Here is a 15827-nt window from a genome sequence, read left to right as displayed (position 1 = left end):
GGCGGCTGGCAGGATGGGCGCGTGACGATTGTGGCTGCTGCTGACGGTTCGGCGCTCGGGAACCCGGGGCCCGCGGGGTGGGGTTGGTATGTGGACGAGTCCACCTGGGCCTGTGGCGGGTGGCCGCACGGGACCAACAACCAGGGCGAGCTGACCGCGGTCCTCGACCTGCTGCGGCAGACGGCGCACACCGGCGAGCCGCTGCTGGTCTACTGCGACTCCAAGTACGTCATCAACTCGGTCACCAAGTGGATGGCCGGCTGGAAGCGCAAGGGCTGGAAGAAGGCCGACGGCAAGCCCGTCCTCAACGTCGAGATCATGAAGGATCTCGACGCGGCGATGCAGGGCCGCGACGTCCGGTTCGAGTGGATCAAGGGCCACTCCGGGCACCCGCTCAACGAGGCCGCCGACAGGCTCGCGAACGGTGCCGCGCTGGCCTACCAGGCGGGTCGTACGCCAGACCCCGGGCCGGGTTTCGCGGGGGCCGTCGAGGCGCCCGCCGTCGCGCCCCAGGTCGTGCGACCCGAGCCCGAGCCGGACGACCTGCTCGGCCTGCTGAGCGCAGAGCCGGCGACGAGTGAGAAGCCCGCGGCGTACTCCTTCTCCGCCGACCAGAGCCGGATCGACCCCGACTGGGTGCACCGGATGCTCGCGCAGTCCTACTGGGCCAGCGACCGGACGCGCGAGGTGCAGGACGCGGCCAACAAGGGGTCGCGCTGCTACGGCGTCTACGACGCGGCCGGGAACCAGGTCGCCTTCGCCCGCGTGGTCAGCGACTTCGCCGCCTTCGCCTGGCTCTGCGACGTCATCGTCGACCCGGGCGCCCGCGGCCAGGGGGTCGGCAAGCTGCTGATCGAGGGCGTGGTCGCCGACCTCGAGCCGTACCGCATCCGCCGGACCCTGCTCGCGACGGAGGACGCCCACGAGCTGTACGCGAAGTACGGCTGGGAGCCGCTGCCCGCGCCCGAGCGCTGGATGATCCGGGAGGGCTGAGCTCGGTCGGGGGTTCCGCTCACCCGCGACACTGTGCGGTCAACTGTGGTCCCGAGGGCACCTCAGCACCTACTCCGAGCGGCTGGCCGACCTGTGCGACACGGTCGAGGCACGGAGGTCACGGGCGGATCTGCACCACGTCGAACTCGGTGCCGGGAGGTGCTCCAGGACCGAACGGCGGCGGGAAACCGAGGTCGAACCGGCCGTTGACCACGGCGAGCGTGCTGCCGTGGAGGTCGACCGTGGTCGGCACCCGGAACAGGTCGGACTCGATCACCTCGACGACCTCGCCGCTGGTGAGGTCCGGCGAGAGCTTCACGCGGGCCACGGAGTTGGCGAAGTTCTGCACCACCCAGGCGGTGCGGCCCTCGAGCTGCAGCCCGTCGAGGGTGCCCGGCACCAGAGCGGGGCCGGTCAGCGGGATCTCCTGGCTCAGGCCGGTCTCGGGGTCGACCAGCGCGAGGATGCCGAGCGCGCTGTGGTTGACGATCAACCACCCTCGGTGGGTCGAGTCGATGCCGTTGAGTCCGAAGCCGCCGGTCTGAGCGGCAACGCCGGTCACCTCGATCGGTTCCGTCGCGCCGAACGATCCGTCCGGAAGGATCGGGACCCGGTAGATCAGGGCGGCGAACGTGTCGGTGAAGTACAGCGCGTCCCTGGTGATCGCGACGTCGTTGCTGAAGGTGGTCGCGGCCGGGCCGAGCTCGAGCTCGTCGACGGTCGACCCGTCCCGGGTGTCGTAGACCCATGCACGGCCGGTCGCACCGCCGGCAACGACGAGCCAGTGGCGTGCCTTGTCGACCCGCATGCCGACCGCCACCCGGCCGTCCTCGGGTTCGAGGTCGATGAAGGTCGATCCCTCACCGCTGCGGAGGTCGCCGCGGTAGATGTCGCCGTCCAGCAGCGAGCCGACGTAGAAGGTGTTGCCCTCGCCGATCGCGATGCCCTCGGGCTGGAAGTCGTCGGGAAGGGGGATCGATGACGGACGCGGCACGGCCACGGCGGGCGCGACGAGGAGCGCGACGAGAAGCGGGACGACTGCTACTGACAGCAGCCTGGTGGGGAGACGCATGGTTGAGCTCCGATCGCAGGAAGACCTCGCCTTCACGATGCGCCCCGTGAGCGGTGATGTGAATCCCCTATTCGGGGCACCCTGCTGCCGGAACGTCTAGCCGACCGCCACCGGCTCCGGCACGTCGCGCCGACGTCCGATGGCGACGACGCCCCAGGCGACGAGGGTGAACGCCGCTGCGATGCCGACGACGTAGAAGGAGACCACCAGGTAGCCGTCCTGCATGTGCGGGTTGAGGAAGGGATACGGGTACCACCAGCCGTCCCCGGTGAGCGGAGAGACGACGAGCTCGCCGCGGATCAGGGTGTAGACCACCCACACGATCGGGAACGCGATGACGGCCGCGACGGCCCGCCAGGGCAGCCCGCGGCGCGGGGGAGCGAAGAGCAGGTCGACGACCAGGAACACCGGGCCGATCAGGTGCAGCACCTCGTTGGCCCAGGGTGTCGTGGCGAGCGCGAGCCCGCGCAGCAGCAGGTTGTAGACGATCCCGGTGATGGCCATGAACGTGGTGGCCGCCGCGAAGAGGACCGCGATCCACACCGGCTCGCGAGTCTTCTGGGTCAGCGCCCACACCGCACCGGTGACCAGGGCGGCCAACGCGAAGAGGTTCGACTCGATCGTGAAGTAGCTGAAGAAGTTCACCAGGATCGTCGCGGTGCTGGAGCCTTCCGCCGGATCGGTGCTGATTGCGTTGCGGAACTCAGCCAGGACGGCCGCGAGAATGAGCGCCGCCATCACCAGGCGCAGGATCGACCAGGTCTTCGTCACCCGCTCACCGTAGAGCCACGGACGCCCGTTCGCGGCGCCATTTGGCGATGAGCGGAGCCGTGTCCCGTGCTAGCGTCGTCGCGATCGTGATCCGACAGCAGGAGGTGAGTCCCGTGTACGCAGCGTCCACCGCGGGTGCTCCCCGCCGTCCACGATCGCGCGACTGAGCCCAGTTCCGGGCGGAGTCGCCGGGAGCGCCTGACGAAACTCCCGAAAGGCGACTCCCATGAACACGACAACGAACACGACGACACGACCCCAGCCCACCGGCGAGCGAGCACTGGTCCTCGGCGGTGGTGGATCGGCGGGCAACGCCTGGCTGATCGGCGTCATCGCCGGCCTGCTCGAGGGCGGGCTGGACGTGACCGAGGCCGATCTGGTCATCGGCACCTCCGCCGGCGCGACCGCCGCGGCCCAGATCAGCGCCGCGAGCCCGGCCGACCTGCTCGCCGCCGTCCTCTCGACACCGATTCCCCAGGCCCCATCAGGACCGCGCGGCCCCATCTCCTGGGCCCACCTCGAGCGGACCGACGCCATCATCGCGGCATCGGCCGACCTGCCCGACATGCGGCGCCGGATCGGCGCGGACGCGATCGAGCTCGCCGCGACCGCGGGTGCGGCCGGGCGGGAGCGCTGGCGCGAGACCGTCGCGGCCCGACTGCCGCGCCCGCACTGGCCGGAGAGCAACATCCTCCTCACCGTGGTGGACGCCGACACCGGTGAGCCCATCGAGCTCGACCGCGACAGCGGCGTCGACCTGGTCGACGCGGTCGCCGCCAGCTGCGCGGGCGGCCCGGCGTACGCGATCGGCGGGCGTCGCTACATCGACGGCGGCTACCGGCGCTCGAGCGAGAACGCCGACCTGGCCGCGGGCTGTGAGCGAGTGCTCGTGCTCTCGCCGCTCGGTGGTCGGACCCGGCACCCGGCCGGATGGCGCAGCGACCTGGCCGCACAGGTCGAGGAGCTGCGCGCGGGCGGCAGCAGGGTGGAGGCGATCCTCCCCGACGCCGGCTCGCGGGAGGCATTCGGCGACAACATGATGAACCCGGCGACCCGACCGCCCGCGGCTCGGGCTGGCCATCGCCAGGGCCTTCGCCTCGCCGAGAAGTTCGCCGGGTTCTGGGCGCGATGAGTGCAGCTGCGGCGTACGTTCATCCCGAGGATCTGTCGAAAGTGGCTGGACCCGTTCGTGGAGCGAGTGAGGGGTGGCGACGAGCGCTGCCCGAAACAGGAGGTTGTAGATGACCAAGTATCTGATCTCGTTCCGCGACGAGGCGGTGGACTACCGCGACGAGGACGTCGCCGACATCGCCGAAGCATCCTCGGCGATGACGCGCGAGGCCATCGCGGCGGGCGTGTTCGTCTTCGGCGGTGGGATCAAGGGCGGTCTCGAGGATGCCTGGACCGTCGACGAGGCCGGCGTGGTCACCGACGGTCCCTACCCGGAGAGCAAGGAGCATCTCGGCGGCTTCATCGTCGTCGACGTCGACACCCTCGAGGATGCGCTGACGTGGGCGGGGAAGTGCGCCGCGGCATGCCGAGCCACCATGCAGGTCCGCGAGCTGCTCTCCGGGGCTGAGGCGCGTTGACCACGATCGGGGTCGTCGGCGGCGGGATCGTCGGGCTGGCGGTGGCGCGTGAGATCCTGCGCCGCCGCCCGGGCGAGACGGTGATCGTCTTCGAGAAGGAGGCCAGGCTAGGCTCCCATCAGACCGGCCACAACTCGGGCGTGGTCCACGCCGGGATCTACTACCGCCCCGGCAGTCTCAAGGCGCAGCTCTGCACGCGTGGCCGGGACCTGCTCAAGGACTTCGCCGCCGAGCACCAGGTCCCGTTCGAGGAGTGCGGGAAGCTGGTCGTCGCGGTGGACGAGTCCGAGCTGGGGCGCTTCGACGCGCTGGAGAAGACGGCCACCGAGAACGGCGTACCCGGCCTCAGGCGAGTCGGCCCCGAGGAGATCGAGGAGATCGAGCCGTACGCCGCGGGGCTGGCCGCCCTGCACTCGCCGAGGACGGCGATCATCGACTATGTCGCCGTCGCCGAGGCGCTGGGTCGCGCCATCACCGGCAGCGGGGGAGAGGTACGCCTCGGCGAGGAGGTCACCGGCATCCGCCGCGTCACCGGCGGGATCGAGGTCGAGACGCCCGCCGGCCGGACCCGGGTCGACCACCTGGTCGTCTGCGGCGGCTTGGAGTCCGACCGGCTCGGCGAGCTGACCGGCGGTCCGAAGGCGCCCCGGATCGTCCCGTTCCGGGGTGAGTACATGCAGGTCAGCGCCGCTAAACAGGATCTCGTCCGGGGCATGGTCTATCCGGTCCCCGACCCGCGCTACCCGTTCCTCGGGGTGCACTTCACCCGCCGGGTGAGCGGTGGTCTCGAGGTCGGTCCCAACGCCTTCCTGGCGCTCAGCCGCCGACGCTACGGTCGGACGTCGCTGACCCCGCGCGACCTCGTCGACACGCTGGCGTGGCCGGGGTTCTGGCGGTTCGCCGCGGAGCACTGGCGCACCGGATTCACCGAGCTTCGCGGCGTACTGTCGAAACAGGCCTACATGCGGGAGGCCCAGCGCTACGTGCCGGAGATCGGCGCGGAGGACGTCACCCGTGCGGGGCTGGGGCTGCGCGCCCAGGCCGTCGAGCGGGACGGCTCGCTGGTCGACGACTTCGTCATCCACCAGGCCGACGGCATCACCTCGGTGCGCAACGCGCCGAGCCCGGCCGCGACCTCGAGCCTCGCCATCGCCGAATACGTCGTCGATCGGATGTCCTAGCTCGCGAACAAGAGGCTTCACGCGCGCTGTGAGCCGCGGAGCACCTCCGCGAGCCGGGACATCATGTCCTCGTCGCGTCTGTAGTGGATCCACTTGCCGATGCGCGTGGATCGTACGAGACCCGCCCGCTCCAGCGTTGCCATGTACGACGAGACCGTCGATTGCGGCAGCCCTGACTTGGCCTGCAGATGGCTCACGCAGACCCCTACCTCGTCCCGATCAGCGATCGGCTCCCACTGCGAGAACTCGCCATGCGGGTCCCGCAGCCAGTCCATGATCTGCAACCGCGCGGGGTTCGCCAGAGCCTTCAGGCCCTCGACCGCCTCCAGAGGGCTGATGTTCCCTGGGTCTGTTGCATGCGACTTCGCCACGGTCTCCTCTTCCTCGCATCTACGAACCATCATATCCCGATGTGACGCTTTGAGCCCCGCGATCTCGCCAGCATGTATTTACATATCGCGATTTAACGATATGATCGGCTCCTGCTCACGCTCGATGCGTCGCGCGGCCGGCGCTGCTGTTGGCTGCTCGCATGGCTTCGGGCCAACAAGAGAAGGAAGCACGATGTCTGATGCCAGCGAGCCGTTGATCGTCGTCGCGGGCGCGACCAGCAAGCAGGGCAGGAGCGTTGTCACCTCCCTCCTTGACAGCGGGCGGTTTCGGGTGCGAGCCCTGACCAGAGCCGCCAACTCTGTCCAGGCCCGGAGCCTGGCGAGAATGGGCGCACAGATCGTCACGGTTCCCCTGGAGCCGGGACATCGGCGCGAGCTCGTGCGGGCATTCGGATCGGCTGATGGGGCCTTCCTTATGACGCCGCCGGTTGCGCCGCCATCCACCGATGAGTTCACCCTCGGGCACCAGCTCGCCGACGCCGCGGTCGAGGCCGGCGTGGGACACATCGTCTTCAGTGCACTCGAGAACGTTGACGAGAGGTCGTCGGGCACCAAGTACGCCCCGCACTTCACCGACAAGGCGCTCGTCGCCGAGCATATTCGGACCCTGCCGATCGGGCACACCGTCGTCATGCTCGCGTTCTTCTACACCAACACACTGGAGTACTACGCCCCGCGCATCGAAGGCGACGCGGTGCACATGCCCTTCTATCTCCCTGAAGACTTCCATGCGCCGTTCGTGGATCCGCTCACCGCGACCGGACCCGCGGTCTTGGAGGTGTTGTCGAATCCGGACGCCTACCTCGGCGCCGCGCTGCCGGTCGTCGGTGATGTCATCTCCCCGAGGGAGATGGTCGACGCGTTCTCCCATGTCACCGGTCTCAAGGCCGAGTACCGCAGCGCCTACTCTCGGGAGGGCCTGCTGACCTGTTTCCCCGAGTTCGGAGAGAACCCTCTGCTGGTTGACGAGATCCTCGGGATGGCCGAGTATGCAGTGGAGTTCGGATACTTCGGCAATGACCGCGACATGGAGTGGAGTCGACGCATCGACCCTGGCGCGCTGAGCTGGGAGCAGTTTCTCCGTAGGTCCGATTGGCGCGGCGAGCGGATCTCCTTCGGGGGTTAGTCTGTGGAGTCTCCCGTGGTAGGCCACTCGGCGGGGTAGTCCTTGGCCAGGCGGTCGTGCTCCTTGGTGAGCTTCTTGCGCGCCTTGGCGGAGATGCGGTCACCGAAGACGGTCCCGTTGGTGTGGTCGGTCTCGTGCTGGAGGCACCGGGCCAGCAGGCCGTTGCCCTCGAAGTGGACCGGCTCCCCGTCGAGGCCGAGACCGTCGACCGCGGCCCAGTCGGGGCGGGCGCAGTCCACGAACGCGCCCGGGAAGGAGAGGCAGCCCTCCAGGTCGACGTCGAGGTGGCGGTCCTCGCCCTCGGGCAGGGTCAGGACCGGGTTGCAGACGACGCCGACGGTGCGCTGCCCGGTGGCATCGGGGCAGTCGAAGACGAAGATCGCGACGTCCTTGCCGATCTGGTCGGCGGCCAGGCCCACGCCCTCGGCCGCGTACATGGTCGCGACCATGTCGGCGGCCAGCTCGGCCAGCGCCGCGTCGAAGACCTCGACCTTCTTCTTGGGCCGGTGCATGACCGGGGTTCCCCAGCGCGTCATCGGACGCACCTTCCCGCCCTCGGGCAGGGCGCCGTGGGGCGCGAGCGGAGCACGGGATTCGAGCGAGGAGTCGGCCATGTGCCAAGCCTATAAATAAGTCGTGCGTGGTTTGTTACCGCCATCACCACCCCGAAGTGTAGACCGCGTTGTAACTCCCAGTTACAGTTCTACCCATGAGTATCCTCCAAGGCCTACGTGGCGGGATCGCGAACGGCGTCCCGTCCGGCGAGTCGCGCGATCCGATCGGGTTCGCCGTGGCCGGTCTGCGCAAGCTCTCGCAGAGCCCTGCGCTCGACCGGCTCGGTGTCCGCAAGCAGACCGAGCAAGTCGTCTTCACGGTGACCCGTGGCGGGTTCAAGACGATCGCGGCGACCAGCCGGGCGTTCAAGAAGAAGGGAAAGCGGGGCGCCCCAGGCGTGCGCGTGCCCAACGCCATCCCCCAGGGCGTCTTCGACCTGACCCCGAGCGAGGACGAGCAGATGCTCGTCGATGTGGTCACCGAGTTCGCCGCCGAGGTCGTACGTCCCGCCGCTGCCGAGGCTGACGAGGCCTGCGCCGCGCCGGACGAGCTGCTCAAGTCGAGCCTGGAGATCGGGCTGCCGATCCTGGGTGTCCCCGAGGAGCTCGGCGGCATCTCCGAGACCCGCTCCGCGGTCGCCGGCACCCTGGTCGCCGAGGCGCTCGCCAAGGGCGACCTCGGTCTGGCCGTCGCGGCCCTGGCACCCGGTTCGGTCGCGACCGCGCTGGGCCTGTGGGGCACCGACGAGCAGCAGCAGACGTACCTGCCGTCGTTCACCGAGGGCTCGGTTCCGGCCGCCGCGTTCGCCCTCAACGAGGACAAGGTCCTCTTCGACGTGCTCTCTCCGTCGACCACGGCGACCCGGACCGCCGACGGCTACGTCATCAACGGCGCCAAGTCGCTGGTCGCCCGCGGTGCCGAGGCCGAGCTCTTCGTGGTCGGCGCCGCCCTCGACGGCAAGCCGGTGCTGTTCCTCATCGAGTCCTCGACCGACGGCCTGATCATCGAGTCGGAGCCGGCGATGGGCGTACGCGCCGCCTCGCTGACCAAGCTGACGCTGACCGATGTGAAGGTGCCCGCCGCGGCGGTCCTCGGCGAGACCGACGGCTCGACCTACACCGAGGCCGTGCGGCTCTCCCGCCTCGCCTGGTGCGCGCTGTCCATCGGCGTCGGCCAGGCTGTCCTCGACTACGTGACGCCCTACGTCAAGGAGCGCGAGGCCTTCGGTGAGCCGATCGCCCACCGCCAGTCGGTGGCGTTCATGGTCGCCAACATCGCGATCGAGCTGCAGGCGATGCGCCTGGTGACCTACAAGGCCGCCAGCCGGGTTGCGCAGGGCATCGACGCGACCCGCGAGATCGCGCTGGCTCGCAAGCTGTGTGCCGACAAGGGCATGCAGATCGGCCTCGACGGCGTCCAGCTGCTCGGTGGCCACGGCTTCGTCAAGGAGCACCCGGTGGAGCGGTGGTACCGCGACCTGCGTGCGATCGGGATCATGGAAGGCACGGTGCTGGTCTGATGGCCATCAATCTGGAAGACCCCAAGAAGCTCAAGCCGCTGCGCGAGCAGGTGCACCAGGTCGCGATGAACATGCTGCGACCGATCTCGCGCAAGTACGACAAGGCCGAGCACGAGTACCCCACCGAGCTCGACATGCTCGCGGCCATGGCCGACGGCCTGGCCGAGTCCGGGCAGGGTGAGGGCGCGGGCGCCACCGGCGTACGCCGCGACTCCAAGCCCGACGACGGCAAGGTCAAGAACGGCGCCAACATGTCCTCGGTCCTCTCCGTCTCGGAGATGTGCTGGGGCGACGTCGGGCTCACCCTCGCGATGCCGCGCCAGGGCCTGGGTAACTCGGCCATCGCGTCGGTCGCCAACGACGAGCAGCACGAGCGCTTCGACGGCGTCTGGGCCTCGATGGCGATCACCGAGCCCGGCACCGGCTCCGACTCGGCCAACATCAAGACCACGGCCACCCTCGACGGCGACCACTACGTGCTCAACGGCGAGAAGATCTTCGTCACCTCCGGTGACCGCTCCGACGCGGTCGTGGTGTGGGCGACGCTCGACAAGGAGCTCGGCAAGGCTGCGATCAAGTCGTTCGTGGTCGAGAAGGGCACGCCGGGGATGAAGGTGGAGCGTCTCGAGCACAAGCTCGGGATCAAGGCCTCCGACACCGCCACGATCACCTTCACCGACTGCCGGGTGCCTGCGGAGAATCTCCTCGGCAGCCCCGAGATCAACGTCAAGGAGGGCTTCGCCGGTGCGATGGCCACCTTCGACAACACCCGTCCTCTGGTCGCCTCGATGGCGGTCGGCTGCGCCCGCGCGGCGCTCGACTACACCCGCGACCTGCTCGAGAAGGCCGGCGTCGAGATCGACTACGACCGGCCCGCTCACCTGCAGTCGGCGGCCGCGGCCAAGTTCATCCAGCTCGAGTCGGACTACGAGGGCGCCTATCTCCTCATGCTCCAGGCCGCCTGGATGGCCGACAACCGCCAGCCCAACTCCAAGGAAGCCTCGATGGCGAAGGCCAAGGCCGGCCGGATGGGCTCGGACGTGACCCTGTCCTGCGTCGAGCTCGCCGGCACCATCGGCTACTCCGAGGGTGAGCTGCTGGAGAAGTGGGCTCGCGACTCCAAGATCCTCGACATCTTCGAGGGCACCCAGCAGATCCAACAGCTGATCGTGGCGCGGCGGGTCCTCGGGCTCTCGTCGGCGGAGCTCAAGTAGAACCAGGGCCGAGTCGGCTCATCCTGACCAGAATTCATGCCGAGTCGGCGCGTTAGAACGCGCCGACTCGGCGTCTGGTTCTCGGGGCGACGGTAAGGTCAGCCGCCGTGAGCGTACTTGTGGTGTCGGCGACCAAGGCCGAGGCGACCCATGTCCCTTCCGGACTCAAGGTGGTGATCACCGGGATGGGGAAGGTGGCGGCCGCCTCGGCCGTATCGCGTGTGCTGGCGTCCGACAAGACCATCCGGCAGGTCGTCAACATCGGCTCCTGCGGTGCGCTGCGCGACGGCCACACCGGCACCTATGAGGTCGGGACCGTGCTCAACCACGACTTCTCGTCCGCCGCCATCCGGGCGCTGGGTCACCCGGTCGAAGACGCGCTGGAGGTCGGCGATTCGGACATCGTCTGCGCCACCGGCGACCTCTTCGTTACCGACACGGTCGTACGCGCCGAGCTCGCCCAGCGTGCTCACCTGGTCGACATGGAGGCCTTCGCCGTCGCCTGGGCCTCCCGGGAGGCCGGCGTCCCGGCACGCGTCGTCAAGCACGTCTCCGACAACGCCGACGAGACCGCCCTCGACTGGGCCAACGTCGTCGACCGCTCGGCCCGCGACCTGGGAGCCTGGCTCGCTGCCAACGTGTGACGTGCGCCCCTGTCCGAGCGTGTCGGAGCGACCCGATGCCACGTCCTACTCCCCAGTAGCATCACAATCCAGGGGTGGACGCATTGCAATCGGGAGTGGTCGAGCTGCTCCGGTCCCGTCGTGGCGGGGACAGTCGGAACAAGGATGACGGGGCGACCTTGGCCCTCGTGATCGAGGGTGGCGGGATGCGCGGGATGCTGTCGGCGACGATGGCCGCGGTGCTCGCCGACCAGGGCCTGGTGGATGCGGTCGACCTGGTGGTCGGCACCTCCGCCGGCGCGGCCAACGCGACCGCGGTGGCGGCCGGGACGATCGGCGCCTTCAGCGAGTCGTACGCCTCGGTGTTCGCCTCGCCCGAGTACATCGGCGCCGGGCGGATGCTGCGGCGAAAGTCGATGGTGGACACCCGCGGGATCACCGCACGATCGGCGGAGCTGTTCGAGTGGTCGCTGGCGCTGCGCGACGGTGCGCCGCGGCTGGCGGCGGTGGCCACCGACGTGGTGACCGCGAAGGCGGTCCCGCTCACGGACTTCAGCGATCCCACCGACCTCGCCGACTCGGTGATCGCCTCGAGCCAGCTGCCCCTGGCCGGAGGGCTCCCGGTGACCGTACGCGGCCGCCGCTGGCTCGACGGGGGGCTGATCGAAGCGGTGCCGGTCGCCTCAGCGGCGGCGCTCGGGGCGACGCACGCGATCGTGCTGGTGACCCGCCCGTTCGGGACGGCTCCCAGCTACGGTCCAGCCGACCGGGTCATCGAGCGCTACCTGCGCCGGGTGAACCCGGAGCTCGGCGAGCTCTACCGGACCCGCCCGGAGCGCTACCGCAGCACGGTCGCCGAGATGAGGGCCGGGAACTGTGCTGGCGTACACACGCTCACCTTCGCGCCCGATGCGGGCGACCCGATCCCGGGTCGTACCGAGACCGACGTCGATCTGCTTCGTGCGGCCCGTCAGGCTGCGACCGGCACGGCGACCCGGATGCTGGCCGAGGCGGGCCTGGTCTGAGTCGGCGGGCGGGCCGGGATGTTCACCGAGGTAACTCGGTGAACATCGCGCCCGCCGACGGCTCGGCGATGAGGTGGCCCGGGGCGCCGTAGCCGGCCCCGTCGAAGGCCTTGTCGATCGCGGCACTGACCGCCTCGACCGCATCGCGGGGCAGGATCGAGACGATCGATCCGCCGAAGCCGCCACCGGTCATCCGGGCACCGTCGGCGCCGGCGTCGACCGCGGTCGCGACGGCCAGGTCGAGCTCGGGGACGGAGATCTCGAAGTCGTCGCGCATCGAGGCGTGCGAGGCCGCGAAGAGCTCCCCGATCGCGGCCCAGTCGCCGCCACCGAGCGCGGTCACGGTCGGCTCGACGCGGGCGATCTCGGTGACGATGTGGCGCGCCCGGCGGCGTACGACCTCGTCGTCGAGGGACTCGACCTGCTCCAGGGTGGCCCCGCGCAACGAGCGCAGCCCGAGGTCGGCCGCAGCCTTCTCGCACTGGGCGCGCCGGGAGGCGTAGCCGCCGTCGGTCAGCTGATGCTTGACCCGGGTGTCGGTGACCAGGATCGTGCGCTCGCCGAGGGCGAGCGGGACGCTGCGGTGCGCGCCGGAGTCGAAGTCGATCAGCAGGGCGCCGCCGGCCTCGGCGAAGACCGCGACCGACTGATCCATCCCGCCGGTCGGTGCCTTGGCGACCTCGGTCTCGGCCTGGATCCCGGCCGCGACGACCGCCCGCTGCAGGTCCTTGTCGAGGGTCCGGCCGGCGATGCCGAGCGCCGCCACCGCGGTGGCGCACTCGACCGACGCCGACGAGGACAGGCCCGCGCCGAGCGGGACCGACGACTCCAGGTGCATGTCCAGGCCACCGGTGACGAGGCCGGCCTCGCGCAGCGTCCAGAGCACTCCCGCGACGTACGCGGGCCAGCCCTCGATCTCCGGACCGAGCTCGTCGATGTGGCCGGTGAACAGCTCGGGCTCCTGACCCGAGGCGATCCGGATGACGCCGTCGGTGCGCGGCGCGGCCGCAGCGTAGGTGGCGTGGGGGAGTGCGACCGGCAGCACCAGCCCGGCGTTGTAGTCGGTGTGCTCGCCGATCAGGTTGACCCGTCCTGGCGCCCTCCCGACCACTGTTGCCTCGGCGCCGAAGGTGGTACGCAGCGCCTCGATCGCGCGCGCGGAGAGGTCGGTCGGTTCGAGCATGGGGGAAAGTCTGCCGCGTGTGCGCGGCCCGCGCGGACCCGGGTCGCTCAGTAGATCGCGATCACCCGGACGGTCGCGGTCCGGTCGGCGGTGCTGAGGTTGCGGAGCACGCCGACCACGACCACGTTGTCGCGATGCTCGAGCTCGTCGAAGTCCTCCTGCTTCCCGCGACTGCCCACGTGCATGGTGATGGTGAGCCCATGGCTCTTCTGCTCCAGCGTCCCGGTGTTGTCGCGTCCGTCCGTGGCCGGCGCCGGGACCGCGAGGATCGCCTGGCGCACGTCCGGGCCGGCGACGGTGAACTGCAGGAACTGGTCGTCCGAGGCGGTCTGCGCGACCAGGCCGGCGACCCGGTCGAGCTCGCCGTCCGGCTCGTGCAGCAGCCCGCGCTGCTGCAGCTCGGCCAGCACGTCGCCGACCAGGGTCTCCCGGGTGGGGCGAGCCTCCTGGGCGTACTTCCTGGCGACGTCGCGGACGTACTTGGTCACCGCCTTGACCGGCGGTACGTCGAGCCCTGCCTCCGCGCTGCCGGAGGAGCTCCGGACGACCTCGCGAAGAACGGTTCCGACCTCGCCGCGGAAGAGCTGGGCGTGCAGCATCGCGATGCGGGTCTCGGAGAGGAAGTAGTAGGTGTGGATCGGTCGCCCCTCGATCCCGCGCGGTGGCGGGGGCGTGGATCCCGGCCGCTCGCGGCGGTTCGCGCGGACGGCGGCGGAGCCGGCGCCGATCGCGAGCGCGCCGACCGCACCGACGGCCCAGCCCCACGCGCTCGTCGCGACGGCGGCTCCGGCCAGCGGCACGGCGAGAACCGCTCCGGCGGCGGTGAAGCCGGAGTTGACGATGGTGGCGAGCGTCGACTCGGGCCTACTGGTAGTCACGGATCTCCTGGAAGATCGTGCGGAGGTCGGCAGCGTCTTTGGCGACGACCTCGCGGCCGCCGGTGTGCTCGGCGAAGCCGACCAGCTGTTCGATGCTCGCGTCGGCCGAGGTGGCGGCATCGCCGACGAGCACCACGTAGAGCGGCACCCCGAGGTCGCGGTAGGCCGCTTCGTACTTCTTGCTGAGCTGGGCATGGGACTGCCCGCCGTTCTGCTCGCCGTCGGTCATCAGCAGGATCGAGGTGGTGGCGCCCTCGTCGGGTGAGGCCAAGATGCCGGCGTACGCGGTGTCGATGGCGTCGTAGTAGGCGGTGCCGCCGTGGCCGGTCAGCTCGCCGACGCGGTCGATGAGGCGGGTGAGCGCCTGGTCGCGCTCCGGCTGGTCCTCGACGACGAGGGACCCTAGGGACTTCGTCTCGTCGGCGTAGGTGTAGACCGAGAGCCGCTCGCCCTTGCGGAAGCGCTTGAACTGGCCGCTGATCGAGGTGTCGTCGCCGGCCAGCCCCTCGAAGGCCCGCCGCAGCTGGTTCATCTTGATCTCGTCCATCGAGGCGGACGTGTCGAGCAGATAGGTCGTCCGCGTCTTGGGGGCGAACTCGTCGAAGTAGGTGAAGATCAGCTCGTCGATGGTGCCGAGGTCGTCCGGCAGCGGGAGCGTCTTGACGTCGTTGTCGGGTACGCCGGGGGAGGGCGTCACGCTCGTGCGACCCGGCCTCCGCCCGCTCTTCTCGCTCAGCTCCTCCTGGACCTCGGCCGTGCGCAGCCACGCGACCGCCGTCTCGTACGCCTTCTGCTTCTCGGCATCGACGAGCGTGAGCGGGTAGGTGGCCTCGGTGGTGCCGTCGCTGGGATAGACGATGTCCAGGTCCTCGACCTGCTCTGCGAGCGTCAGCAGCTCGGACTCGTAGTTGAAGATCGCGTCGTAGGCCGTCGGGTTCTCCCGGAACGTGTCCGAGAGCCATCCGGAGCTGGCCGCGCGGCCGAGCTGCCCGCTGAAGAGCTGGCGTACGTCGTCCTGGACCAGGCCGACGTCCTCGCTCTGCAACGGCGGCTCGGCATCGAAGGCGGTGGCCACACCGGCGAGCGTGGACAGGCCGGAGTTGGAGGAGGCGGGGCTGGTCATCAGGAAGCCGAGCTCGCCGTCGCCGGCGCGGCGGGCGATCTCCTCCCAGGAGACGTCGGCGTCGCCGGTCCAGCCGAGCCGGGTGGCGACGTCGTGGTGCACGCCGAGCACCACCGGTGAGCGCATGATCGGGTCGGAGGAGGTCAGGTCGTCGGTGCCCTTGGCGGCCAGGGCGAGGCGCAGGTAGTCGTCGGAGGCGAACCAGGCCGCGTCGTAGCGGTCCGGGTCGGCCACGATCGCGTCGGCGGCCTCGAGGGTGCCGATGAACTCGGGCTCGAGCGCGACGTTGGTCTCCTCCCGGAGCCGCTTCACGAGTGCGCTGGGCTCACAGCGCACCGGCGTGCCGGTCGACTCCTCGGCCTTGCTGGTGCCGCCCGCGCATAGGACGTCGTCGAGCTCCGAGCCGGCCGCGACCGTCAGGGTCACCGGGTCGGACAGCCTGTCCGGCCCGGAACCGCCCGGGAGCGCGTTGGCGACCAGGAACCAGGCGAGCAGGACCAGGCCCAGACTTCCTGCGACGACGGTCGTCCACCCCGTGCGGTTCACCTGAAAACGCCTGCCTTCTGTCTGGATCGGGCAGAGT

General features: G+C 70.0%; 16 protein-coding genes. 9 read left to right on the top strand and 7 right to left on the bottom strand.

Annotation, left to right across the window (positions count from 1 at the left end; genetic code table 11):
* The first annotated feature begins 21 nt into the window (after positions 1-21).
* Positions 22-993 (top strand): GNAT family N-acetyltransferase, encoded by a 972-nt coding sequence (locus tag ACIO3S_RS13365; protein ID WP_400464092.1) that lies wholly within the window; start codon positions 22-24, stop codon positions 991-993.
* A gap of 118 nt (positions 994-1111) precedes the next feature.
* Here ACIO3S_RS13365 and ACIO3S_RS13360 read toward each other — a convergent pair whose 3' ends face one another.
* Both ACIO3S_RS13360 and ACIO3S_RS13355 read right to left on the bottom strand, forming a co-directional pair.
* On the bottom strand, positions 1112-2065 hold the full coding sequence (locus ACIO3S_RS13360) for a hypothetical protein (RefSeq protein WP_400464089.1): 954 nt from the start codon (positions 2063-2065) through the stop codon (positions 1112-1114).
* Positions 2066-2161: 96 nt separating this feature from the next.
* On the bottom strand, positions 2162-2836 hold the full coding sequence (locus ACIO3S_RS13355) for a Pr6Pr family membrane protein (RefSeq protein ID WP_400464086.1): 675 nt from the start codon (positions 2834-2836) through the stop codon (positions 2162-2164).
* 226 nt (positions 2837-3062) lie between these two features.
* On the opposite strand from ACIO3S_RS13355, the gene ACIO3S_RS13350 reads away from it, so the two are divergent.
* From ACIO3S_RS13350 to lhgO, 3 genes are all read left to right on the top strand, one after another.
* The gene (locus ACIO3S_RS13350) at positions 3063-3968 is read left to right on the top strand and encodes a patatin-like phospholipase family protein (RefSeq protein WP_400464083.1); all 906 of its coding nucleotides are present in this window, start codon (positions 3063-3065) and stop codon (positions 3966-3968) included.
* Between the two features lie 109 nt (positions 3969-4077).
* Positions 4078-4425 (top strand): YciI family protein, encoded by a 348-nt coding sequence (locus ACIO3S_RS13345; protein ID WP_400464080.1) that lies wholly within the window; start codon positions 4078-4080, stop codon positions 4423-4425.
* On the top strand, positions 4422-5606 hold the full coding sequence (gene lhgO, locus ACIO3S_RS13340) for an L-2-hydroxyglutarate oxidase (protein ID WP_400464077.1): 1185 nt from the start codon (positions 4422-4424) through the stop codon (positions 5604-5606). Before ACIO3S_RS13345 ends, lhgO begins: the two co-directional genes overlap by 4 nt.
* Before the next feature lie 17 nt (positions 5607-5623).
* Here the strand turns inward: lhgO and ACIO3S_RS13335 are convergent, their stop codons facing one another.
* Positions 5624-5977: an ArsR/SmtB family transcription factor gene (locus ACIO3S_RS13335; RefSeq protein ID WP_400464074.1), complete on the bottom strand. Its 354-nt coding sequence runs from the start codon at positions 5975-5977 to the stop codon at positions 5624-5626.
* 193 nt (positions 5978-6170) lie between these two features.
* Here ACIO3S_RS13335 and ACIO3S_RS13330 point away from each other — a divergent pair, with 193 nt between their 5' ends.
* A complete protein-coding gene (locus ACIO3S_RS13330; protein ID WP_400464071.1) occupies positions 6171-7124 on the top strand; it encodes an NmrA/HSCARG family protein in 954 nt (317 codons plus the stop codon).
* Here the strand turns inward: ACIO3S_RS13330 and def are convergent.
* Positions 7121-7738, bottom strand: a complete 618-nt coding sequence (gene def, locus ACIO3S_RS13325; RefSeq protein ID WP_400464068.1) for a peptide deformylase — start codon at positions 7736-7738, stop codon at positions 7121-7123. The genes ACIO3S_RS13330 and def overlap by 4 nt on opposite strands.
* A gap of 95 nt (positions 7739-7833) precedes the next feature.
* On the opposite strand from def, the gene ACIO3S_RS13320 reads away from it, so the two are divergent.
* The 4 genes from ACIO3S_RS13320 to ACIO3S_RS13305 all read left to right on the top strand — a co-directional run bounded on the left by ACIO3S_RS13320 (position 7834) and on the right by ACIO3S_RS13305 (position 12060).
* Positions 7834-9198: an acyl-CoA dehydrogenase family protein gene (locus ACIO3S_RS13320; protein WP_400464065.1), complete on the top strand. Its 1365-nt coding sequence runs from the start codon at positions 7834-7836 to the stop codon at positions 9196-9198.
* Positions 9198-10412, top strand: coding sequence for an acyl-CoA dehydrogenase family protein (locus ACIO3S_RS13315; RefSeq protein WP_400464062.1), 1215 nt, complete (start codon positions 9198-9200; stop codon positions 10410-10412). Before ACIO3S_RS13320 ends, ACIO3S_RS13315 begins: the two co-directional genes overlap by 1 nt.
* A 107-nt stretch (positions 10413-10519) precedes the next feature.
* The gene (locus ACIO3S_RS13310) at positions 10520-11056 is read left to right on the top strand and encodes a nucleosidase (protein ID WP_400464059.1); all 537 of its coding nucleotides are present in this window, start codon (positions 10520-10522) and stop codon (positions 11054-11056) included.
* Positions 11057-11130: 74 nt separating this feature from the next.
* Entirely contained in the window at positions 11131-12060 is a 930-nt protein-coding gene (locus tag ACIO3S_RS13305; RefSeq protein ID WP_160022768.1) for a patatin-like phospholipase family protein, read from the top strand.
* Positions 12061-12082: 22 nt separating this feature from the next.
* Here the strand turns inward: ACIO3S_RS13305 and galK are convergent, their stop codons facing one another.
* Genes galK through ACIO3S_RS13290 form a run of 3 tightly spaced genes read right to left on the bottom strand, consistent with a single transcriptional unit; the run spans position 12083 to position 15790 of the window.
* On the bottom strand, positions 12083-13243 hold the full coding sequence (gene galK / locus ACIO3S_RS13300; protein ID WP_400464056.1) for a galactokinase: 1161 nt from the start codon (positions 13241-13243) through the stop codon (positions 12083-12085).
* A 47-nt stretch (positions 13244-13290) separates the two neighbouring features.
* Positions 13291-14121 (bottom strand): hypothetical protein, encoded by an 831-nt coding sequence (locus ACIO3S_RS13295; RefSeq protein WP_400464053.1) that lies wholly within the window; start codon positions 14119-14121, stop codon positions 13291-13293.
* Entirely contained in the window at positions 14108-15790 is a 1683-nt protein-coding gene (locus ACIO3S_RS13290) for a VWA domain-containing protein (protein ID WP_400464050.1), read from the bottom strand. Before ACIO3S_RS13290 ends, ACIO3S_RS13295 begins: the two co-directional genes overlap by 14 nt.
* Positions 15791-15827 lie beyond the last annotated feature (37 nt).

It is taken from the genome of Nocardioides sp. NPDC087217, assembly GCF_044744805.1.
GTDB lineage: Bacteria > Actinomycetota > Actinomycetes > Propionibacteriales > Nocardioidaceae > Nocardioides.
This window is presented reverse-complemented; position numbering and strand designations above follow the sequence as displayed.